At 66.2% G+C, this 19,501-nt stretch carries 24 protein-coding genes and 1 tRNA gene; 16 read left to right on the top strand and 9 right to left on the bottom strand.

Going from position 1 to position 19,501, the window contains the following annotated elements:
- Positions 1-25 precede the first annotated feature (25 nt).
- Complete coding sequence (locus LOZ83_RS08280; protein WP_236789668.1) at positions 26-658, top strand: DsbA family oxidoreductase; 633 nt, start codon at positions 26-28, stop codon at positions 656-658.
- Here LOZ83_RS08280 and LOZ83_RS08275 read toward each other — a convergent pair.
- Both LOZ83_RS08275 and LOZ83_RS08270 read right to left on the bottom strand, forming a co-directional pair.
- Complete coding sequence (locus LOZ83_RS08275; protein WP_236789667.1) at positions 655-1,785, bottom strand: sialidase family protein; 1,131 nt, start codon at positions 1,783-1,785, stop codon at positions 655-657. The genes LOZ83_RS08280 and LOZ83_RS08275 overlap by 4 nt on opposite strands.
- Before the next feature lie 58 nt (positions 1,786-1,843).
- Positions 1,844-2,335, bottom strand: a complete 492-nt coding sequence (locus LOZ83_RS08270) for a YajQ family cyclic di-GMP-binding protein (RefSeq protein ID WP_236789666.1) — start codon at positions 2,333-2,335, stop codon at positions 1,844-1,846.
- A 127-nt stretch (positions 2,336-2,462) separates the two neighbouring features.
- Between LOZ83_RS08270 and LOZ83_RS08265 the strand changes: the two genes are divergently transcribed.
- Positions 2,463-2,544, top strand: a tRNA-Tyr gene (locus tag LOZ83_RS08265).
- Between the two features lie 112 nt (positions 2,545-2,656).
- Here LOZ83_RS08265 and xerC read toward each other — a convergent pair.
- Positions 2,657-4,186 (bottom strand): tyrosine recombinase XerC, encoded by a 1,530-nt coding sequence (gene xerC, locus LOZ83_RS08260; RefSeq protein ID WP_236789665.1) that lies wholly within the window; start codon positions 4,184-4,186, stop codon positions 2,657-2,659.
- Positions 4,187-4,218: 32 nt separating this feature from the next.
- Positions 4,219-4,779 (bottom strand): helix-turn-helix domain-containing protein, encoded by a 561-nt coding sequence (locus LOZ83_RS08255; protein WP_236789664.1) that lies wholly within the window; start codon positions 4,777-4,779, stop codon positions 4,219-4,221.
- Positions 4,780-4,964: 185 nt separating this feature from the next.
- On the opposite strand from LOZ83_RS08255, the gene LOZ83_RS08250 reads away from it, so the two are divergent.
- From LOZ83_RS08250 to LOZ83_RS08215, 8 genes are all read left to right on the top strand, one after another.
- Positions 4,965-5,216, top strand: coding sequence for a hypothetical protein (locus LOZ83_RS08250; protein WP_236789663.1), 252 nt, complete (start codon positions 4,965-4,967; stop codon positions 5,214-5,216).
- Between the two features lie 84 nt (positions 5,217-5,300).
- A complete protein-coding gene (locus LOZ83_RS08245) occupies positions 5,301-5,582 on the top strand; it encodes a hypothetical protein (RefSeq protein WP_236789662.1) in 282 nt (93 codons plus the stop codon).
- Positions 5,583-5,725: 143 nt separating this feature from the next.
- Positions 5,726-6,229 (top strand): hypothetical protein, encoded by a 504-nt coding sequence (locus LOZ83_RS08240; protein WP_236789661.1) that lies wholly within the window; start codon positions 5,726-5,728, stop codon positions 6,227-6,229.
- Between the two features lie 97 nt (positions 6,230-6,326).
- On the top strand, positions 6,327-7,202 hold the full coding sequence (locus tag LOZ83_RS08235; protein ID WP_236789660.1) for a hypothetical protein: 876 nt from the start codon (positions 6,327-6,329) through the stop codon (positions 7,200-7,202).
- A 41-nt stretch (positions 7,203-7,243) separates the two neighbouring features.
- Positions 7,244-7,555 (top strand): hypothetical protein, encoded by a 312-nt coding sequence (locus tag LOZ83_RS08230; protein ID WP_236789659.1) that lies wholly within the window; start codon positions 7,244-7,246, stop codon positions 7,553-7,555.
- A 337-nt stretch (positions 7,556-7,892) separates the two neighbouring features.
- Positions 7,893-8,216, top strand: coding sequence for a helix-turn-helix transcriptional regulator (locus tag LOZ83_RS08225; protein WP_236789658.1), 324 nt, complete (start codon positions 7,893-7,895; stop codon positions 8,214-8,216).
- Between the two features lie 15 nt (positions 8,217-8,231).
- Positions 8,232-8,639, top strand: a complete 408-nt coding sequence (locus tag LOZ83_RS08220; RefSeq protein ID WP_236789657.1) for a hypothetical protein — start codon at positions 8,232-8,234, stop codon at positions 8,637-8,639.
- The gene (locus LOZ83_RS08215; RefSeq protein WP_236789656.1) at positions 8,632-13,032 is read left to right on the top strand and encodes a transglycosylase SLT domain-containing protein; all 4,401 of its coding nucleotides are present in this window, start codon (positions 8,632-8,634) and stop codon (positions 13,030-13,032) included. The genes LOZ83_RS08220 and LOZ83_RS08215 overlap by 8 nt, the downstream gene beginning before the upstream one ends.
- 32 nt (positions 13,033-13,064) lie before the next feature.
- Here LOZ83_RS08215 and LOZ83_RS08210 read toward each other — a convergent pair whose 3' ends face one another.
- Positions 13,065-13,397 carry a helix-turn-helix domain-containing protein gene (locus LOZ83_RS08210; RefSeq protein WP_236789655.1) on the bottom strand — a complete coding sequence of 111 codons (333 nt, stop codon included), beginning with the start codon at positions 13,395-13,397 and terminating at the stop codon, positions 13,065-13,067.
- Positions 13,398-13,514: 117 nt separating this feature from the next.
- Between LOZ83_RS08210 and LOZ83_RS08205 the strand changes: the two genes are divergently transcribed.
- The 5 genes from LOZ83_RS08205 (at position 13,515) to LOZ83_RS08185 (ending at position 15,623) form a co-directional block, all read left to right on the top strand.
- Complete coding sequence (locus LOZ83_RS08205) at positions 13,515-13,907, top strand: hypothetical protein (RefSeq protein ID WP_236789654.1); 393 nt, start codon at positions 13,515-13,517, stop codon at positions 13,905-13,907.
- Between the two features lie 62 nt (positions 13,908-13,969).
- A complete protein-coding gene (locus LOZ83_RS08200; protein ID WP_236789653.1) occupies positions 13,970-14,509 on the top strand; it encodes a hypothetical protein in 540 nt (179 codons plus the stop codon).
- On the top strand, positions 14,506-14,820 hold the full coding sequence (locus LOZ83_RS08195; RefSeq protein ID WP_236789652.1) for a hypothetical protein: 315 nt from the start codon (positions 14,506-14,508) through the stop codon (positions 14,818-14,820). The genes LOZ83_RS08200 and LOZ83_RS08195 overlap by 4 nt, the downstream gene beginning before the upstream one ends.
- A 156-nt stretch (positions 14,821-14,976) precedes the next feature.
- Positions 14,977-15,297 (top strand): type II toxin-antitoxin system RelE/ParE family toxin, encoded by a 321-nt coding sequence (locus LOZ83_RS08190; RefSeq protein WP_236789651.1) that lies wholly within the window; start codon positions 14,977-14,979, stop codon positions 15,295-15,297.
- A gap of 8 nt (positions 15,298-15,305) precedes the next feature.
- Complete coding sequence (locus LOZ83_RS08185) at positions 15,306-15,623, top strand: HigA family addiction module antitoxin (RefSeq protein WP_236789650.1); 318 nt, start codon at positions 15,306-15,308, stop codon at positions 15,621-15,623.
- 284 nt (positions 15,624-15,907) lie between these two features.
- On the opposite strand, the gene LOZ83_RS08180 is transcribed toward LOZ83_RS08185, so the two are convergent.
- The 4 genes from LOZ83_RS08180 to LOZ83_RS08165 form a co-directional block, all read right to left on the bottom strand.
- Complete coding sequence (locus LOZ83_RS08180; protein ID WP_236789649.1) at positions 15,908-16,186, bottom strand: hypothetical protein; 279 nt, start codon at positions 16,184-16,186, stop codon at positions 15,908-15,910.
- An 81-nt stretch (positions 16,187-16,267) separates the two neighbouring features.
- A complete protein-coding gene (locus LOZ83_RS08175) occupies positions 16,268-16,711 on the bottom strand; it encodes a hypothetical protein (protein ID WP_236789648.1) in 444 nt (147 codons plus the stop codon).
- A gap of 558 nt (positions 16,712-17,269) precedes the next feature.
- Entirely contained in the window at positions 17,270-17,830 is a 561-nt protein-coding gene (locus LOZ83_RS08170) for a class IV adenylate cyclase (RefSeq protein ID WP_236789647.1), read from the bottom strand.
- Positions 17,831-17,844: 14 nt separating this feature from the next.
- Positions 17,845-18,684, bottom strand: a complete 840-nt coding sequence (locus LOZ83_RS08165; protein ID WP_236789646.1) for a helix-turn-helix transcriptional regulator — start codon at positions 18,682-18,684, stop codon at positions 17,845-17,847.
- Positions 18,685-19,167: 483 nt separating this feature from the next.
- On the opposite strand from LOZ83_RS08165, the gene tgmA reads away from it, so the two are divergent.
- Complete coding sequence (gene tgmA, locus LOZ83_RS08160; RefSeq protein WP_236789645.1) at positions 19,168-19,500, top strand: putative ATP-grasp-modified RiPP; 333 nt, start codon at positions 19,168-19,170, stop codon at positions 19,498-19,500.
- The last annotated feature ends 1 nt before the right edge of the window (position 19,501 follow it).

Raw genomic sequence — 19,501 nt, 5'->3', positions numbered from 1 at the left:
GCCCTGACGGCATGTTCGCCTGATCGTGCGCGTTGACATCTGGTCCGATGTGATCTGCCCCTGGTGCTACCTCGGCAAGCGGCGCTTCGAGCGCGCGCTCGCCGGCTTCGACCGGCGGGACGAGGTCGAGGTCGTGTACCGCTCGTTCGAACTCGACCCGCGGTTGCCGCGCGGCGAGGCCCAGCGGAAAGTACCGCTGCTGGCCGCGAAGTTCGGCCGCAGCGAAGCCGAGGTGCGCGAGATGGACGCGCAGATGGAACAACTCGCCGCGGCTGACGGCCTGGAGTACCACCTGGTCGACGGTCTGATCGGCAACACGTTCGACGCGCATCGCGTGCTGCACCTGGCGAAGGAGCGTGGCGTCCAGGCGGCGGCCACCGAGCAGTTCTTCCAGGCTTACTTCACCGACCAGCGTTCCCTGTTCGACGAGGACTCCCTGGCCGATGTCGCCGCCGACGCGGGCCTGTCCCGGGACGAGGTCCTGAACGTGCTGAAGGACGACGCCTACGCCGACGACGTGCGTGCGGACGTCGCGGAGGCGCGCGCATTGGGTGCGAACGGCGTGCCGTTCTTCGTGCTGGACAACCGGTACGGCGTATCGGGCGCCCAGCCGACGGAGACCTTCACGACGGCGTTGGCCAAGGCCTTCGAGGGCTAGCTCGCCGGGCCTTTGGCGAAGTAGGTCGTGCACACGCCGTTGTCGTAGTCGGCGGCGATCTCCAGCACGCCCCGCCCGTCGTCCACCGGCAGCAGGGTCGAGCTGTAGTTCGGGCAGAAGTTGTTGTACGCGGCCGGAACCCGCACCGGCGCGGGAAGTTCGTACCACGGGCCGGTGCCGAAATCGTCGTTGGCGAGCAGCACCTGGCCGTTCGTTGCGAGCGGTTTTCCCTTGGTGCTGGTGTAGATCTGGCCGACCATGAGGACGCGCGTGCCGTTCGGCCCGCCGGGGAAGAGCGTCACCGTGTTCGCGTGCTGGAAATAGTCGCCGTTCGGCCCGCTGACGGGCGTGCCGGGTGCGGACGGATCTCCGAAGTTCGCGCCGTCGGGCGAGATCTTGAAGTACGGGTTGCAGTACAGCGAGCCGTAGTTGCAGATCTCGTAACCGAAGTAGTAGCTCCCGTCGGGCAGTTGCCGGACTTGGGGCATCCCGGGGCGCACCGGGTCGGGCGAGATCGCGAGGGTGCGTTGTTTGGTGCCCCAGGTGATCCCGTCGGTCGAGCCGACGCGGTTGAGCACCTGCGCGTAGCGGGGCGCTTCGGTCTCGTCGGCGAAGTGCAGCCACAACGTGCCGCCCGCGTCGACGTTGAGCTCTGGTTCCCAGACGCCGTCATGGTTGTGGGAGCGGGCGGCCTCCGACAGGAACGACCAGTGCCGCCCGCCGTCGCGGCTGGCCCAGATCTTGATCGCCATGCGCCGTTCCGCGCCGCCGCCCTGCCCGTAGCTCGCCGCCCAGAGGAGCGTGCCCGCGCGGAGCTTGCCGACTTTGCGCGGGAGTTCGAACAGGGTGCCGCAGCATTCGCCCTGCGCGTCCTCGGGATCGCGGATCTCACCGATCTGGTGGAAGCTCGCACCCTCGTCGGTGCTCTCGAACACCGGCGCGAACGGCCCCCCGCCGTCCCACCCGCTGACCGCGGCGACGATATGTCCTTTGTAGACACCGTGCGCGAGCCGCACGAGCCGGGGATACGACCCGACCGCGAGCCGCTGCCGTTCCACCGCCTGCGCCGGCGGCGTCAGGCCCACCACCAGCAACACGGCCGCGAGCATCACGGCGACCTTGCGCATTCCCGCCCCTCTCACGCTGAGTGCGGGAATTACACCACGCTGTGATCAGCTGGGCGCGTCAGCGATAGTTGGTGAACTGGAGGGCGATGTCGAATTCCTTGCCCTTGAGCAGCGCGATGACGTCCTGGAGGTGGTCCTTCTTCTTGCCGGACACGCGGAGCTGGTCGCCCTGGATCTGGGCCTGGACGCCCTTGGGGCCCTCGTCGCGGATGAACTTGGCGATCTGCTTGGCCTTGTCGGAGTCGATGCCCTGGATGATCTTGCCGTTGACCTTGTAGATCTTGCCGGACACGGCGGGCTCACCCGCGTCGAACGCCTTCAGTGAGATACCGCGCTTGATCAGCTTCTCCCTGAACACCTCGACCGCCGCGAGCGCGCGCTCCTCGGTCTCGGCCTCGACGGTGATCGCCTCTTCGCCGGACCAGGCGACCTTCGCGTTGACGCCCCGGAAGTCGAACCGGGTGGACAACTCGCGCGATGCCTGGTTCAGCGCGTTGTCCACCTCCTGGCGATCGACCTTGCTCACGACGTCGAAAGACGGATCCGCCACGTGTCCCTACCTCGTACCCTCGCGTTTGTTGGCTAGGCCACACCATAGCCGCCGTCGCCTCACCCCGGTTGCCCCCGGCACCGGCCCCTTGGGTACGCTGTACCTCGGCCGGTTCACCCCGGACGACGGCGGGTTGCCCGAGCGGCCAAAGGGATCTGACTGTAAATCAGACGGCTCAGCCTTCAGAGGTTCGAATCCTCTACCCGCCACCCGAACAAAACCCCTGGTCATCCGGGGGTTTTGTTCGTTTCTAGGTCTAGACAAGTCGTGTCCAATCCATGTCCGTGGGGCCGATCGGTGCCATTTCGGTGCCATCTCCGCTCACATGACCTGTCCGGTGCCCCTGCGCGGGATCGTTGCGCGCACCGCAGATGTGACTTCCCGCAGCATCTCGTCCGCCAGGGCGACGTAGTGGTCCTCGGTGACCTTCTCGTTCGCGTGCCCAAGCAGCGACGAGGCAGCCTTCACGGACTTGCCCGACGCGATGGCCATCGAACCCGCGCCACGTCGCAGGCCGTGGATGCTGACAGGCGGCAGCCCAGCCTTCCGCACCATCCGCACATGCGCGTCATAGAACCGATCAGGGTTGACCCAGCTCCCATCGACCCGACAGAACACGCGCCCGCTGTTGACCCAGCCAGCCCCGAACGCCAACCGCGCCTCGCTCTGCCGCTTCCGCAGCCGCCGCAGGGACGCCACGGCTTCCGGGTCGAGCGGTACGCGGCGCTGGCCGGCGTCGGACTTGACCGGGCCTTCCTCGACTACGCCAAGGGTGTACGTCAGCTGCACCTGCACGTCCAAGTACCCCTCGTCCACGTTCACGTCCTCGTCCCAGCGCAACCCGCACAGCTCGCCACGCCGCAGGCCGGTGAAGCTGGCCAGGTCGAGGATGTCGTAGTAGACCGGTTCCTCGTGCTCGCCGGCGACTTCCTCGGCAACAAAGTCGAGGTAGGCACCAACATGATCGGGACGCCAGATCATGTTGCTCTGCGGGACCTCGCCGGTCTTCCGCCACTTCGCCTCGAGATCCGGGGTCCACAACTTTGGCCGCGGTGCCGCACCCGACGCGAGTTCGACCAGCGCGAACGGGTTCGGCCCGGGCACGGTCCCTGCCCGCATCGCATCGTTGTACGCCTTGCGGGCGGTGGCGCGGATGCGCTGCAACGTCGGAGCGCCCGCGATCCGCCGCAGCTCCCGAGTCGCACCGGCAGCCTTCTGCGCCTTGGTCAAGTTGCCGTGGCGCTTGCCACGCGGGTTGATCTTCAGGCTTGCCTGGATCTCCTCGTTGCGTTCCTCGATCGCCCGGAACATCTCGGCCACGTCATCCACGGACAACTCGCGCCATTTGATCTTCCCGAGGTGAGGAATCAGGTAGTTGTCGACGTGTCCGGTGTACGACACGAGCGTGTTCTTGCGGACCTTCCGGGTCTTCAGCCAGGCGGTCAACGCGTCCTCGGTCGTCAACGTCGTGGCACCGACGCGCCGCGTCTTCGCGGACGAACCTTGCGCCTCGATCTTGGCGCGCTCGTTCTTCGCCTCGGTCTTGCTCGCGAAGCCGCCCTTGCGGATCCGCTGCCGATCCTTACCCGAACCGCGGGGCGCAGCAACGTCGATCTGGAACGCCCACAAGCCGTGCTTGCCGTCCCAATCCCACAGGGCGCGACCCTTGTCGTCCATCTTCAACTGGCCGGCGGCGTCGAACTGGAGTTTGACCAGCTTCGGGCAGCGCATCCCCAACTCACGACGGCGGCCGTTCGCGCCGATCTCGGTGCAGCCACAGCGCTTGTAGAGCCCCGGATCTTTCGGCGCGAGCTTCAGTGCTCGTCTGTCGATCTCGTCGTCTTTGCGCATCACGTCCCCTTGCTAGACTGGAGTAACCGCGATCATGACTCTTTTGGTTCCTCGGCAGCCCTAATCAGACTGAGTAGTTGCCGCTGCACCTCGTTGGGCTGGTTCTCCACCATCTCGCGGAACAGGCGCTCGTCCGCGGCACCCAGGGCATTCCGCACCCGAGCAAGGGAGTTCGCGGCGTCGGTGACCTTCCACTCTGGGAGCGCGCCGACGAACTTGAACCAACCGGGCACACCCCGAGCCGGGGCGAGCTGCTTGTCTCCCGCGATCCACATCCCGAGGTCTTTTCCGGTGGCGATGACCGCGTCCTCGGCAGTGTTGCCCGGAGCCACCAGAACCTCGTCACCGTCGGATTCAGGCACAAGCAAGGTGAGCGGCGCGCAGTTCAGAGCTAACGCGAACACGTAGACATCAGCGATCGTCACGGTTGCGCGACGCCCGGATTCCAGCTTCGCGACGGCAGATCGGTCCCACTTCACACCTAGTCTGGTGACCTCCGCCGCGAGTTGTTCGGCAGTGAACCCGCGTTCTTTGCGCATAGTGCGCACCCGCTTGCCCATGATGCCTACCGGGCTGGTGTCTTCTGTGCTCATGGGAGAACACGCTACAGCGTCGATCGCCGATCGGTCGATGCCCCATCTCACCAGGCGAATCCTCACAAGCCCTCCGCTGTTGACCTCGGCACCGCCCGGAAACGTTCGGCGTGTCCCTGCTTGTGCTCTAGTAGACCAGACGCTATGTTCTTCTGCAAGAGCAAAACGAGCTAGCAGGAGAGCGGATGAAGCAGGCGAAGTTGGATCCTCGGAAGTGGTCCATCGACGACATCAAGGCTCAGGGGCCGCGGATCAACACGGTGGACGCGATTCAGGCGTTCATGGGCGTGGGTCCGGCCACCGCGAAGCGAGTAGCACGTGAGGAAGCCGACAAGCTCCCTTTTCCGGTCTTCCAGCTTGGCCGCAAGCGGGTCACTCCCACGGCTGCGCTGCTGCGGGCACTCGGCGTGGAGAACGACGAGCCCGCCGCAGCTTGATCAAGCAGCACATGGAGAAGGCCGCCCCCAGCCCCGAGGACGGCCCTCCGAAAACCCCACACCCATCACAAAGGAGAGCGATCAATGGACTCCATTGTAGCTGCAGCAATCCTGAAAGCCGCCACCGACGAGTTCGGTGGGGTCCGGATCGTCGTCCGGGACCTGGGTTTTCTTGACCGCTACAAGGCGGACCCGGAGCGGCCCGCGGCGGGCGCCTGGTTCGACGAGGCGCTCTATGTCGACACGCGCACAGAAGGTGGCCCCGACTTCGCCCAAGCGCTCGAGCTCCTCGCGACGGTCACTGCCCAGCGGGCTGCAGAGCGCGCGGTTCTCGAGTGCGCGTTCGACATCGACAGCACGCCATAGCCAGGGTCCGCAACCGCGGCTTCCGCCGTCGCCGGCTTCGAGTCTCCCAGCCCCACCTCGAGCCCGACGTCGCCCCGTCATTCTTCTGATTCACGCACGCACGCGCGATCGAACCCCATTCCTTTGATCGCGAGGAGAACGATATGACCGAGACACCCGAACCCGCGGGGTCGCTGTACCTCGTGCAACAACTGCTGCAGCAGGGGCTGCAGGGCATCGTCTCGCCCGTGACCGCTATCAAGCGCGCGCTTGCCGAGCTTGACCGCTACCGGGAGCTCGCCGGCCGCATCCAGGAGGCGCGCGACCAGCAGGTCACCGTGAACACCCCAGGCCGTGCTCGCACTGGCGACCGGCTCACGTCGCACGCCGCCGCGGCGGACATCGCCACCGGCAGCGTTCGCGCCGCCGTGCTCGTCCACATCGTTGAGTGCGGGCCCGTAACTGACCGCGAGATCACGCATGCGCTGCGGTCCAACGGAAGCGGGCCGCGATCGCGCCGCGCCGAGCTCGTCGAATCAGGACACGTCCGCGCTACCGGCGAAACCCGGAAGTTCGGCGGCCGCGACCACACCCTGTGGGCGGCCACCGCCGAGGGTGTCGCGTGGGCGCGTCGTCACCGGCCGCTCGCGCCACGAGTTGCGGCATGAGCGGAAGCTGGAGGACCAACGGATGGGAGAGGGCGGCAGCATGCCTGTCGATCGGGACCCATTCCGGGTGATCCGGTGGGCGCGTGACCTGCCGAGTGTGCGAACCCAGAAGGGCCACGTCGATCACCGGCTGAAGCTTTTGGCGATGGTGATGGCCGTCCACGCTGACGGCGACACTGGAAGGAACATCAAGGTCGGTCAACGTCGGCTCGCGCGCGAGGTCTGCGTTGACGAGCGAACGATCCGTGACCTGCTTGAGCGCGGCCGTGAACTCGGCCTGTGGTGGGCGGAGGATGAGGCATCCGACTGGATGACCACCGTGTGGGCGTTGGCCGTAGACGACGACGCGGTGATCGAACGGCTCGAGAAGGCCGAACAGGAGCGTGCGGAGCATCAGCGCACCCGTCGGTCGAAGATCAACGCTCGCCACTACGAAAAGCGTAAGACCGAGTCAACGCGGTCTGAACCTAAGACCCGGTCCACCGGGTCTTACGACCAAGTCGACCCGGTCTTACGACCCCCTGAACCCAGTCTTAAGACCGGGTCAGGACCCGACAACCATCCCTTGAAGACCATCCCTTCTACCAGCCCTCAAGAAGACCAGCCCCAAAATCTTCCGTTCGACGCTGACGCGTCGAACGGCGCGCGGTCTGGCCAACGCCGACGTCGGCACGACTACACGCCCGAGTTCGAGACCGCTTGGGTCGCGTACGGTCGCAAGGGCGCGAAGAAGACTGCGTTCGCCGAGTGGCAGCGCGCGCTGCGCCGAACCACCATCGCGACGATCTCCACCGCGATCCCCGCGTACGTCGCCTCCACCCCAGAACTGCGGTACCGCAAGGACTTCGAGCGGTGGCTCAAGGGCGACTGCTGGGAATCCGCCGTCGTCAAACCCGCCCCCAGCAACGGTCATCGGCCCTTCCGCAACGAAGACCACGACTACACCAACCACGGGAGATTTGGAGACGGATGATGACCTCAGGGCCGCCGCTCACCCCAGCAGAAGCAGCCCGCGTGCTGTGGCTGATCGGTGTGGAGATCGACCAGAAGACCACGGACCTGATTGAGCTGCGGCGCAAGCGGCCGCAGCTCGACCGAGACCGCCGGCTCGCCTACGCCCGTGCGTTCCTGAGTAATGAAGGAACAGTTGAGTCCCGGAAGCTCAAGGCCGAACTCGCCGCCGACGAAGCAAAGTTTGCGTTGGAGACGCACGACCAGGAGATAGCCGTTTGCCTTGATGCTTTGAAGGCACTCCGCGACCGGTCAGAGATCGGCAGGTCGATCAATTCGAATTTGAAGGAAGAGTTGCGACAGCTCAGTGCCTAGCTGACCGCGAAATCCACATCGGACAGTGCGTTACGAGGGTGCGTTACGAAATCCGTAACGCACCCTCGTAACGCGGGCGAAGATTCCCGTCAGCGTCATTGGCGACGGTGATGCTCGCGACACGAAGTTCTGAGATGTGTCGGGTAAGCCGCGATCCGGAGTAAGATGTCGGATAGAAAATTGAATGAGCGAGCTAGCCGAGTTGTGCTGATCGAAACGACATCCGGAGTGATTCCAGACTGTCGATCAAGGGCCCGTGAGGGCGCGAACAGCGGCATAGGCGAACGGGGCACCCCGCTACACGACCCGTGAGGGACGGTAAACAGGGGACGCCGAGATGGCTGTACCGAGTGAGCAAACAAAAACACTCCACCGCGGGGTCGACTTTGTCGTGCTTGTTCGACCCATCTCAGCGAAAGGAAACCTGGCCGTGGCTCGCCGATTCTCAAGCCAGTGCCTACGCGAACGCCGCACTGCCGCCAGCCTGAAGACGGAAGAACTCGCGCTCCGCATCGGCCGCACTGCGGCCAGCGTGTACGCGCTGGAAAAGGGTTACTTCCTCCCCAGCGTCACTGTTCTCGCGGCGCTCGCGGACGCCTTGAACTGCTCAGTCGACGACCTGTTCGCTGACGAACCCCAACCAGCCCAACTAGTCGCCTGAGTCAGGAATACCCAAATGATCCCCTTCGAGCAACTTCCCCAATACATCCAAGATATGCACACCGACGCGTATCGCGCTTCCCTCCGAGGCCAAAACAGCCTCGCGGATCGGATCACCAGGGGCATCGACAAAGAGATCCAGGAGTGGCAGCAGCGGGAAGCGCAGGAGCGTGCAGAAGCGCAGCGGGCTGCGGATGAGGAGCGCACCCTCCGCCGGATAACCGGAACTGGGACCCCTGACCCGGCGTTCCAAGCCCTCGCCGAAAAGATCAACAACCGGCATCTCGACATCGGGACCGCCCAGCGGAACCTAATGATCGCGGAGCGCATGTTCCAGGACACCCGCGACGGCACCGACACCGCCCGGAAGCGGACTCGGTATCTCCAGGAGTTGCGGAGCGCAGCGGGGGTATCCGATGCCTGAGGGAGTGGAGATTGGCAAGGCTTACGTCACGGTCAACCTGGACGACCAGACGGACGCCGACTACCAGGGGATCCAGAAATCCCTCGCTGCGAAACCTCCGGTCAAGCTCAAAACCTCCCTCGACCGTCCCGCGGACGGGGACTTCGACGCGATCCGCGCGGATGTCGAGGGGCGCGCGGCGTTGGGGATCGCGACGACCCTGAAGCTCCCGAACGCTGGGGACTTCACCCGTATCCAGGACGACGTCAACGCGTTCGGCGCGGTCGACATCGGCGCCCAGTTGAACCTGACGCGGGACCCGCTCGCCGCGATCCGGGAACAGGTCCAGGCCGCCCGACCGGTCGACGTGCCAGTTACGGCGAAAAACCCGATCGACGCGGCGTGGAAAGCACAGATGCAGGCTTCGCTGAAAGCGTTGTCCGGCGATGCGCTGAAGATCCCGACGACACCGGAAACGGCCGAGTACCGCTCCCAGATCGTGTCGACGATCGCGTCGTTGGAGCAACAGCTCAAGCAGGAAATCCCTGCCGACCTGGCGGAGGCCGACAAGTTCAAGGCCACCGTCGAAGCCTTGGTCAAGTTCACCGAGGAAACCGTCAAGCTCCGCATCCCGGTGGACGTGGACACGACGACTGCGGTGAAGAATCTCGCCGAGCTCGGCGATGTCGCTGAGGAGGAGACACAGCGCACGTCGGCTTCGGTGAATGCGATGTCGCGTGGCGCGGCGATCGCGTTCGCGGCGATGTTCGCCGGCATGCCCGCCGCCGCTGTCGTCGCGACCGCGGCGACTGTCGCGGCGTTGGGTGGTGTGGACGCGGTCCTGCTCGGCATCTCCGCCACCGCGTTGCGATCGAACGCGCAGGTGTCGGAATCGTGGCGCGGTCTTGGCGCGAACCTCAAGAGTGAAGCCGCGTCGTGGGCCGCTCCGCTGGTCCAGCCATTCCTGGACTCGGAGTCGAAGATCCAGGCCACAGTCAGCGAACTCGACCCGATCATCCGAGCCGGGTTCTCCGCCGCCGCCCCCGGTGTCGCGATCTTGACGGACACGGTTGATGACCTGGCCAGCCGGGCTCTGCCCGGCATGGTGATCGCCGCGTCCAGCTCGACCGCGCCACTACTTGGTGTGCGGTCTGCGGCCCGGGAAGCCGGGTCCGGTGTGACCGAGTTCTTCCTGAACCTGTCCCAGGGGGCCCAGTCGTCGCAGGCGGTCCTGGCCACCACGGGTGGGATCGTTCGGGACTTCGAAGCGTTCGCCGGGGCGTTGTTCGCGAACCTGACCAACAATGGCGGCCCATCCCTGAACGCGTTCCGGGGCGCACTGTCGGAGGTGGAGCAGACCCTCCTGACGCTCACCTCGAACGGTTCGGCGGTCTACAGCTTCTTCACCGGCTTCACCTCCGGTGTGTCCGGGATGCTCACCGTGGTCCGCGCCGCCGCAGGGGTGCTGTCACTACTGCCGGACCAGGTGACCGGGTTCGCAGGCTCCTTCGCCGCCACAGCCACTATCGCCTCCAAGTTCGGGCTCGACGTGGGGAACGCGTTCTCCGGCGTGAAGACCAAGATCGAAGAAGCCGACGGGGCTGGTGCGAAGTTCCGGGCCGGCGTGTCGGGTCTCGTGCAGGGTGCGGTGAACCCGGCGACACTCGCCGTGGCCGGTCTGTCCGCGGTGATGATGCTGCTCGGCCAGCACGAGCAGGACGCTGCCGCCCGCGCCGCGGCGCACACGTCGCGGGTACAGGACCTCACCCAGGCGCTGGTGGCGTCCAACGGGGCGATCGACGCGAATGTGTCGAAGACCGCGGCCATGAGCCTGCAGGACTTCGACGCAGGTGATGGGAAGCGGAACCTACTCGCCGACGTGAACAACCTCGTCGGCCCGCAGGGTGTCCCGTTGCTGACCCAGGCCTACCTGGGGAACACGGACGCGCAGTCGAAGCTCGTCGGGATGATCCAGAACACCATCGATGGTCACCGGCAGCAGGTGAACATCCTGAATGCGACCCGGCTGCCGTGGGATGACCACCTGAAGATGCTCGACGGTGTGATTTATAGGTATGACGATGTCGCGTTGTCTGGACAACAGGTGATCGACATCATCGGCTCCGAGGGCGGCACATTCCAGCAGGCGGCAGCGAACGGGAACCTGCTCGCGTTGGCGGTCAACAGCGTCTCCGCCGCGAACATCGGTGCTGCTGCTGAGTCGGTGACCGGCGCGAAGGCGATCAGTGCGCAGCTTGCGGTATCGAACGCCGCGGCCGCGGTCTGCGACCGGTTGACGCAGGCCCACCAGCAGGAAGTGCAAGCCGCCCAGTCGGTCACGTCGGCGCAGCATTCGCTGGCCCAGTCCGGGCAGGGTGTCGTCAACGCCCAGCACTCGGTCGAGCAGGCGCAACTGGGCGTGGTGTCGGCGAACGAGGCCGTGGCGAACGCCCAGCATTCGGTGGAACAGGCGCAACGCTCGTATCAGCAGGCGTTGCAGGGTGTCACCTCGGCGGAGCGGGCATACACGCAGGCCCAAGAGGACGCGCGGACGGCGCAAGTGAGCCTCAACCAGGCCCGCGAGCAGGCCGTTCAGGATCTCAAGGATCTGCATCTGCAGTTGGCGGACCAGGTTGTGTCGGTCGGGCAGGCGCAGGTGAATCTGTTCGACCAGCAGCAAACCGCAGCGGGCCTGGGGATCACGCTCGCCAATGCTGAGGCGGTTTCGCAGCTGCAGGTCACGGCCGCGAACGAGTCCCGGATCAAGGCGGCGCTCGACCTGCTGTCGGCACAGAACCAGTTGAACGATGCCCAGAACCAGAACACGAAACTCCAAAAGCAGGTCGCGGACGCGGATGCGGCCGGGGTGGAGGGCTCCTCGGCGGTCGTCGCGGCGAAGAAAGCGTTGGCGTCGGCGGAGGATCAGGTCGCGTCGTCGGCCGACGCCGTGCGGCAAGCGCAGCAGCAGGTGACGGACGCGAACTGGAACCTCCAGCAGGCCGACATCGGGCTCCGCAACGCCCACCAGGGCGTGCGGGACGCCGCGTGGTCGCTGCAGCAGGCCCAGTTGGGTGTGCGGGACGCACAGTGGTCCCAAACCCAGGCCGCGGTGCAGCTACGCAACGCCCAGATGCAGTTGCGTGACGCCCACGACGCCACATCACGGTCGCTGGACATGAACAGCAACGCGGGCCGGCAAAACCTCGGTGCCCTCCTGAACCTGTGGGATGCGATCCAGAAGCAGGGCGGCCCAGTCCAGCAGCAGTACAAGACCCTGATCGACGACACCGCGGCGGCGTTCGGATGGTCCAAAGAGCAGGCCCAGGGCTACCTGGCGCAGTTGGGGCTGATCCCGAAGGATTTCCGCTACAACGTCACCGCGGTCGGTGGTGTGGACCTGTCCGCGATCGGTTCCGCGGTCGCGAGTGTCGCGAAGTCGAAAGGCTGGTCGTTCTCGTCGGGCGGCTACACCGGCGATGGTGGCAAGTATGAGCCGGCAGGGGTCGTGCACCGCGGCGAGTGGGTGGTTCCCCAGGAACAGGTCAACGCCGCCACGATGCCGCTCCTACAGGGCATCAACGCCGGCAAGATCCGCGGTGGGGATGGCGCAGCGCTCCCCGGGTACGCGGCCGGTGGTCTCGTCGACCAAACCACGTCGCTGTCGGTCATCGGGGCCGCCTACCAGGCGAAGGTCAACGCCCTCGACGTGATGGGCCTACCGCATCCGCCCGGGCTGCCGGCGTACGTGCCACCGGCCGCCGACGCAGGGTTTGCCGGCGGAGTCCCGGGCTACCGCCCGGGTGCGGGTGTCGCACAGTGGACCGGGGTCATCCAGTCCGTGCTGGCCCAACTCGGGCTACCGCAGGCCTTCCTGCCGGCTGTGCAACGCCGCATGCAGCAGGAATCGGGTGGCAACCCGGCGATCGTCAACGACTGGGACATCAACTGGCAGCAGGGACATCCCTCGGTTGGCCTCATGCAAACGATCGCCTCAACGTTCGCTTCCTACGCCGGCCCGTACCGCAACACCGGCCCGTTCAAGTACGGCGTGTCGGTCGACCCGATGGCCAACACCTACGCGGGTGTCAACTATGCCGGGAACCGGTACGGGCCCGCGCATGGCGGCTACGCGGGTGGCGTGCTGTACGCGATGAACAAGCCGGGCGGCTACGACACCGGTGGGTTCATGCTCGACAACCTGGCGCTCAACTCCACCGGGAAACCGGAGATGGTGCTTCCGCCGAACTTGACGGAAACCCTCATGGCGTTGCACGACATGGTCCAATCCGGTGCAACGCCAGGGAAGCAGGGTGGTGGAGTCTCGGCACCAATCACCGTGTATGCCCAGTCGGACCCATACGAGATCGCTCACAAGGTCGTCGGAGAGCTAGCGTGGGCAATCCGGAACCGGTGACCGTTCCGAGCGAACCCGTTGAGACGTGGCCCTCAGCGGGCCTCCTCTGCGCGGCACTTGAACTCGGCCTCCTCAAGAAGGCGCACGAGTTCGCAGCGCGGGATGATGTATTTGCGGCCAATCTGGATAAACTTCAGCCGCCCGGACTCGATCAAGCGATAGATCGCCTTCGTGGGGACGTTCCCGAGCTGCTCGGCGGCAGTCTCGGCGTCGTACGCCAAGGGCGGAATCCCCGGCGGCGCAGCCGCAGCGGGGCGGTCCTCAACCGTGTCGTCGCCCGACGATTCCTGTTCCAAACGATCATCGTCTTCCACGCCCACAAGCATCACCACGTGAACGTCTTGCGGCGACACCAGTCGCGACACTCGACCAGGTCGAATGAACATGCGACGCCGTTTTCTACGGGGGCGACGACTATCACCACACGCCGCTCACACGAACGGCACATTGCCTCCGGCCACCACCACCAGACAGGAGTAACCATGTCCCAGACCCAACAACCCGACCGCGCACAGCTTGAGCGTTTGCACGGCGACATCGACGCCACGACCCTCGCCTGGCGCGCCGCGCAGGCCCCGAGCGTCACCGATGACCGCCGGGAGGAGGCGCTCAACAACGTGACGGCCGCTAAGAAGAAGCTCGCCGAGGTCATCGCCGGTGCGGAGAACCCCGCCATCGCGGAGTGGCTGTCGAACCAGGTCCGCGACGACCCCGAGCGGGAGGGGCGCGCCAAGACCGCTGGCGAACACCTCGTGCAGCGTGCCGGCGAACGCGCAGCCCGCCGCGCTGGCGGACAGCGGGCGATCCCGCGCGGCGACCTCTCGCCGTACGCGACCCCCGGCGAGATCATCGCCGCCACCCGGCGCGGGCACTGACCGTCCACTCGGACCTCATGAAGCCAGCCGGTTAGACCGGACCTCATGGAAGGCGGCCGAAGATGAAGTGCACGGCGACCGCGAAGTCGACCGGTGAGCAGTGTGGCCGGCACGCCCTGGCCGGTGCGCGGGTCTGCAAAGTCCACGGCGGCGGCGCTCCTCAAGTGCGGGACGCCGCCGCTCGGGCGGTGCTTGAGCAGGAAGCCCGCCAGGTGTGGGCGGCGACGACGCACGCGCCCGTCAACGATCCGCTTACGGAACTCGCGGCGCTCGCCGGCGAGGTGCGCGAGTGGAAGGAACTACTCAAGGGCATGGTCGGCGACCTGACTTCGCTCGGCTACCGTGGCATGACTGAGCAGATCAGGCACCAGGTCGCGCTCTACTCCGACGCGGTCAAGCAGCTGACGGTGGTGCTGACCGCGATTGCGAAGCTGAACATCGACAGCCGGCTCGTCGCGATCGGCGAGCAGCAGACCGCGCTCGTGCTGGCGGCGCTCGAGGCCGGTCTCGACGCGGCGGAGGTCACCGACATCGCCCGGCACCGCGCCCGCTCGGCGACGGCCCGGCACCTCGAACTGGTGATGGGAGGACAGCCAGCATGACGGGACCGCGATGGATCGCTGGCGTCGTCGAACGCCTGCAGCCGCCGCCGCGGCGGATGACGGCCGAAAGTGTCGCCGCTCTGCTGCCGCTGATGAATCTCATTCGCCGCGCCCGCGGTGAGCGGGAGCTGTCGGTCAGCGAGGCGGTCGAGGCGGAAGCCGTCCGACCCCTACCGGAGCCTGAGGAGATGGCCGCGCTGCTGGCCGAGGCGCGCGCTCGGACGCAGGCCGACGAGGCGCGGATCAAGGCAGGCGATTTCGCTGGTCTGGGCCTACGCCGTCTGATTGTTCATCAGACCGATGACACGTAAGACCAGTTCAGGGCATGTTCGGTGCGTGCTCGGTGCCGCGGCACACGGGGGTGTACCGCTCGTACGACGACGGACCCGCTGACCGCCTGTCGAACGAGGCTCCCGAAAGGGTGGCCGGCTACAAGGCGCGATCAAGATCGATGACACTCGGGTTGCATGACGCTGGACGTTATTAACGCGTCGCGTTATGATGGGTGGGTGATCAGGTCGTTCGCGGACAAAGACACCGAGAGGCTGTGGAACCGCACCCGCGTCAAGCAGTTCCAAGCGTTCGAGCGCATCGCCCGCCGCAAGCTGGAGATGATCAACGCCGCAGCCACCCTGACCGACCTGACCGTGCCACCCGGCAACCGACTCGAACTGTTGCGCGGGGACCGGACCGGGCAGCACTCCATCCGCATCAACGACCAATACCGCATCTGCTTCCGATGGACCGAGGCCGGACCTGAAGACATCGAGATCTGCGACTACCACTAAGGAGGGAAATGGCCACTACTGACAAGCTTGCACCGATCCACCCCGGGGAGATCCTTCAGGAGGAATTCCTGGACCCGCTGCGGGTCACCCAGCACAAACTGGCCGTATCGATCCACGTGCCGCCGCGTCGGATCAACGAGATCGTGCACGGTAAGCGCGCCATTACCGCAGACACCGCCTTGCGTCTGTCGCGGTTCTTCGGCACCTCGGATCAGTTCTGGGTGACGTTGCAGGCCCGCTACGACCTTGAACTGGAACGCGACAAGCTCGGCCCCGAGCTAGCCGACATCCACCCGCTGGACGAAACCCGTCTCGTCAAGACGTGAGCCATGGAGGTTGTTGTGCAAGGCGAGGCGTGCGCGCCGACACGACCTCGGAGATCAGGAACGCTGACGAATCAGCCCCCGGGCCCCGTGGACCGGGGGCTGATTGGCCTCGTCGTACCGATCCGTGCGACGGCACCGGCACGGCACCGAACACCACCTGACCAGCGCGGATCGTCCGGTCATCTGATTGTCGATCAGCGGGTCGACGTAACGGGACGCTGATCGTGGCCGAATCCGGCCACAACTGAAACTCGGGGTTGGGACGCCGATGTCGATATCGACCCTCAGAATCCCCGGTTGCCGCCCGAGCCGGCTACCCGGACCAGCGCGTTCACTGCGTCCTCCAATCGGTTGCTGTGTCGCGTTATCGCATGCCAAAGCGCAGCCTGCTCGTCGGACGCGATGCGGATCTCCGCGCGGATCGACAGCAGCGCCTCCAGGAGTGCTTCACTCCACAGTGCTGACTCAGCCAGGCCGGGTGAAGCCTTTGCCTCGTCCCGGAGTTGCTTGGCATTGGCAGCGTGCTCGTCGGACTCGTGATGAGGGTTGATCGGGGTAGCCATTGGCCAAGCATGATCGAACGACGGGGGTGACTCAGCCGCCATCCGAGGCATGGCCCGCAACCAGACTGGAGTGATCGTGGGTCAGCGATCAGCGACGGGCAAGACACCGCCGAGACGGGTCCAGAGTTCAGCGAGCTCGGGTAGCACCGGAGCCTTGAGATCCTCCGCGTGGTCCTGCAGAGCCTCTTCGATCGCCCGGTCGGTGCTCTCTCGAACGCGTCGATCGATCTCCTCGCCAGCAGCCGTCGAGCCCGGAAGGAGGTGCTCCATGAGGTCGCCCTGCGAAGCTCGCAATTTGGCGTGCGCGTCATTGGAGGCTTGGTGAGCAAGTCGGATCTCGTCTGCTCGGCCGAGATCGGCAGCGCGGACCGCGTCCAGCACGATGCTCGTACTCGCCGCAACGCCATACCGGAGCGCGATCTGCAGCAGGTCGTTGCTGAACTGCCGGCTCTCCGTCGGCTGCCAGGGGAGCCGATCGAGATCAGCGTGCTGCAGGGCTTCAGGTTCCAGGATGCTGCGGGGCATGTCGCACCATGTCAGGGTGGCAGGGGGCTGGAGTCGGTAGAGCATGTGGACGCCTGTCTGTTGGTGGTGGAGTGGAGGCGGATTGCTCGCCGATAGTCGCCGAAGTGCGGCTGCGCGTTACCGGCCGGCGGTGGGGTTCGCTCCGATGGGTGTGGTTCGGTGGCCGCCGCCAGTGCATGCCGAGTCGGGCAGGATGGCCCGATGATGAGATGGCGCAAGCAGAAACCCGAGCCGCAACCCCAAGCGACGCCTGGCCAGTTCCCGGCACGCTACGAAGGCGTGTGCGCCGCCTGCGGCAGCAAGATCGAAGTGGGCGACCTCGTCGGCCGTGTGTATATGGCTCGCCGGCGTGTTGGTGGCCTCGTCGTGGACGACGCCCGTCGCCGAACCTGCTGCAGCTCCTGCCACGCCGGTGCGGCCGTGAACGGTGACCCTTCTCTCCGCTGGTGACGGCATCGACCGTTGCTGGCAGCGAAAGTCCCTCGGCGGCGCGCATGTGCCATTCACGGAGGCTCAGCCCTGTTCGACCACTTGAGGCGCGAAAGGCCGCCGTCGTGTCTACCGGCGGGTGGCGGCGACTCGATCGGTGTAGGACTCGCTCGTGAGGTCGTCGTCCGTGACCCCGAACTCGGCGAGCAGCAACCGGATCAGCTGGAGCGCGGCCTCGACGTCCTCTGGCTCGGCCTGGGTCTCTAGCTCGAGGAATGTCTGCCCGTCCAGCTCTGGGATTTCGACGACGGTGGCGAGCAGGTCGCGCCCCTGCTCGGTGAAGGCGTAGTTCTCGCAGTGCTTCTCGAACGCGATCAGCTCGACCAGGCCGAGGCCCTCGAAGATCGTGCGCAGCACATCGGGATCGGCTGCGGTTGTCTCGTGCTCGGGCTTGGAGCCTTGCCCGCCGTCGACCGGCGGCTCCTTGTACGTGAGGAGCACGTGTCGGTCGTCGTCGGTCGTCACGACGCGTACCCGCAGTTCGTACCCGTCGGCGTCCATCCCGTGGTCGGGCCGGTCGAAGTAGGTGTCCGAGTAGGTCGCCCGCTGGACATCGGCGCGCTGTGCCAGCTTGGCGCGGACATGGTTGGGGTCGCGCAGCGTCGCGGTCAGCTCAGCTTCGACGGCCACGGGCGTTCCTCCGGTCAGATCACGCGGCGTGCGGTACGCCGCAGCTCGTCGGAAAACCTACGGAACCCACGGTGTAGCGCGCCATGCGGTGAGCCGGTGAGCTTGTACATCGGCGACGTGTGGCCCTCGTTCTGCTCACCGAATGCCGAGAGGAACAGCGTCGAGTCCAGCGTGATCAGCCGCCACGTCGGCAGGAGGTCGTACAGGTACCCCTCTACCGTCGCCCCGCTCGCCGCGAGGTCCGCGAGTAGCTCGATCGACAGCCGGACACCCGCTTGAAATACGCCGGTCGTCTCGCCGATCTCGACAGCTCGCCGGCGCGCGGCCTCGCCGTCGGGATCGAGCAGCAGCACGCGCACGTGTACCTGCCTCGCCTGGACTCGACGACGTAGCAGCGAGTCGTTCAGCCCGATGATTCCCAGCCCGCGGACCGCGAGTACCTCGACCAGTTCGGCCTCGCCCGCCAGCTGCTCGATCTCGGGCCGCGCGGCCGACTGCGACGGGTACACGGCGAGAATCTCGGCGCGCCCGGACGCGCTCAGGTGGTCCAGGCCGGCGGGATGCACCGGCGCGAGGCCGAGCAACATCCGCGCGTCATCAGGCATTGCGAGCCCGTCAGCGATCCGCTCGAAACTGTCCAGCGCGGTCACGGTGCGCGTACCGCGCATGATCTCCGAGACCCGGCCTTGCGTCATACCGAGCGCCACGGCGAGCTTGTTCTGGCTCGCTCCGGTGTGCTGCTGCGCAGCGCGCAGCAGAGCGCCGACGTCTCTGCTCTGCAGGGCCTGGCGCACCTCAGAGCGCTGCCACGCTCGCGTCGGCAGAGGCAGCGGGACCGCCGTGGTCTCGGGCACCCGGTCAGGCTACATCTCAAGGTGAGATACCCGCGATGATATGGGCCCGCACCCCGCCATGGCCGATGCTCAGTCTCGTGGGTTGGCGAATCGATCACCGCGGCCGAACTGAGAACTTCGACGACTACGGCGCGCCGTTCGAGATCATCGAGAGGCATGACCGGCACGACGACACGTGCGCGTCCTGCCCGGCGTGGCGAGTGCCATGACGCGCCGGTGGCCACGCGGCGGAGAGCCTGCGCTCGTGTGCCCGGTGAACGAATGTCTCCGCGGTAACCACGTCTGCCGCAGCCCTATCGCCCCCGAGCCCGCGACCCCCAGGTCTGACGCGGGATCGGACGGTCCCGTACGCCCCTCGCCTCCCGCACCGCGCGGGGGCTGAGCGCAGGACCACCCAACGTCCGTTTGACGCGCGGCCGTCCAGCAGCTCGTGCGTCAGCCGGGTTCCACTGAGAGGGGTTCACCGAGATGATGGGAATGGAAATGGTTACTACAGAAGCCAACCAGGGGTACCGGTTCATCGCCGAACCGATCGCGGGCGAGAGCGCACAGTTCCCGCTCTCCCGCGGGGCAACGGCGTCCGATGAATCCGCGTCACCGGCGGGGTTGCGTCCGTGGGGGCTGCGCCGGATGGCGGCTCCGTCGAAGTCGAGCCGTGTTCCCGCGCCGCTCGCGGCGGAGTACGACCACCTGCGGCAGATGCGTGTCGATGTGATGGGACGGCCGCTCATCGAGATGGGCGACCCGACCGCCGTGACGACCGGCAGCACCGACGGGTCCGATGGAGATCCGTCGGAGGACTACCACAACGACTGAG

Origin of the sequence: Amycolatopsis sp. GM8 (genome assembly GCF_021653975.1) — a bacterium.
Lineage (GTDB): Bacteria > Actinomycetota > Actinomycetes > Mycobacteriales > Pseudonocardiaceae > Amycolatopsis_E.
The sequence above is the reverse complement of the archived record's forward strand: the minus strand, read 5'-3'. Positions and strand labels throughout refer to the sequence as shown.

Excerpts from the sequence above, each read along its gene's own strand:
- LOZ83_RS08275 (WP_236789667.1), bottom strand. The coding sequence starts at position 1,785 with ATGCGCAAGGTCGCCGTGATGCTCGCGGCCGTGTTGCTGGTGGTGGGC.
- xerC (WP_236789665.1), bottom strand. The coding sequence starts at position 4,186 with ATGCGCAAAGACGACGAGATCGACAGACGAGCACTGAAGCTCGCGCCG.
- LOZ83_RS08255 (WP_236789664.1), bottom strand. The coding sequence starts at position 4,779 with ATGAGCACAGAAGACACCAGCCCGGTAGGCATCATGGGCAAGCGGGTG.
- LOZ83_RS08250 (WP_236789663.1), top strand. The coding sequence starts at position 4,965 with ATGAAGCAGGCGAAGTTGGATCCTCGGAAGTGGTCCATCGACGACATC.
- LOZ83_RS08245 (WP_236789662.1), top strand. The coding sequence starts at position 5,301 with ATGGACTCCATTGTAGCTGCAGCAATCCTGAAAGCCGCCACCGACGAG.
- LOZ83_RS08240 (WP_236789661.1), top strand. The coding sequence starts at position 5,726 with ATGACCGAGACACCCGAACCCGCGGGGTCGCTGTACCTCGTGCAACAA.
- LOZ83_RS08225 (WP_236789658.1), top strand. The coding sequence starts at position 7,893 with ATGGCTGTACCGAGTGAGCAAACAAAAACACTCCACCGCGGGGTCGAC.
- LOZ83_RS08220 (WP_236789657.1), top strand. The coding sequence starts at position 8,232 with ATGATCCCCTTCGAGCAACTTCCCCAATACATCCAAGATATGCACACC.
- LOZ83_RS08215 (WP_236789656.1), top strand. The coding sequence starts at position 8,632 with ATGCCTGAGGGAGTGGAGATTGGCAAGGCTTACGTCACGGTCAACCTG.
- LOZ83_RS08205 (WP_236789654.1), top strand. The coding sequence starts at position 13,515 with ATGTCCCAGACCCAACAACCCGACCGCGCACAGCTTGAGCGTTTGCAC.
- LOZ83_RS08200 (WP_236789653.1), top strand. The coding sequence starts at position 13,970 with ATGAAGTGCACGGCGACCGCGAAGTCGACCGGTGAGCAGTGTGGCCGG.
- LOZ83_RS08195 (WP_236789652.1), top strand. The coding sequence starts at position 14,506 with ATGACGGGACCGCGATGGATCGCTGGCGTCGTCGAACGCCTGCAGCCG.
- LOZ83_RS08190 (WP_236789651.1), top strand. The coding sequence starts at position 14,977 with ATGACGCTGGACGTTATTAACGCGTCGCGTTATGATGGGTGGGTGATC.
- LOZ83_RS08185 (WP_236789650.1), top strand. The coding sequence starts at position 15,306 with ATGGCCACTACTGACAAGCTTGCACCGATCCACCCCGGGGAGATCCTT.
- LOZ83_RS08180 (WP_236789649.1), bottom strand. The coding sequence starts at position 16,186 with ATGGCTACCCCGATCAACCCTCATCACGAGTCCGACGAGCACGCTGCC.
- LOZ83_RS08175 (WP_236789648.1), bottom strand. The coding sequence starts at position 16,711 with ATGCCCCGCAGCATCCTGGAACCTGAAGCCCTGCAGCACGCTGATCTC.
- tgmA (WP_236789645.1), top strand. The coding sequence starts at position 19,168 with ATGGTTACTACAGAAGCCAACCAGGGGTACCGGTTCATCGCCGAACCG.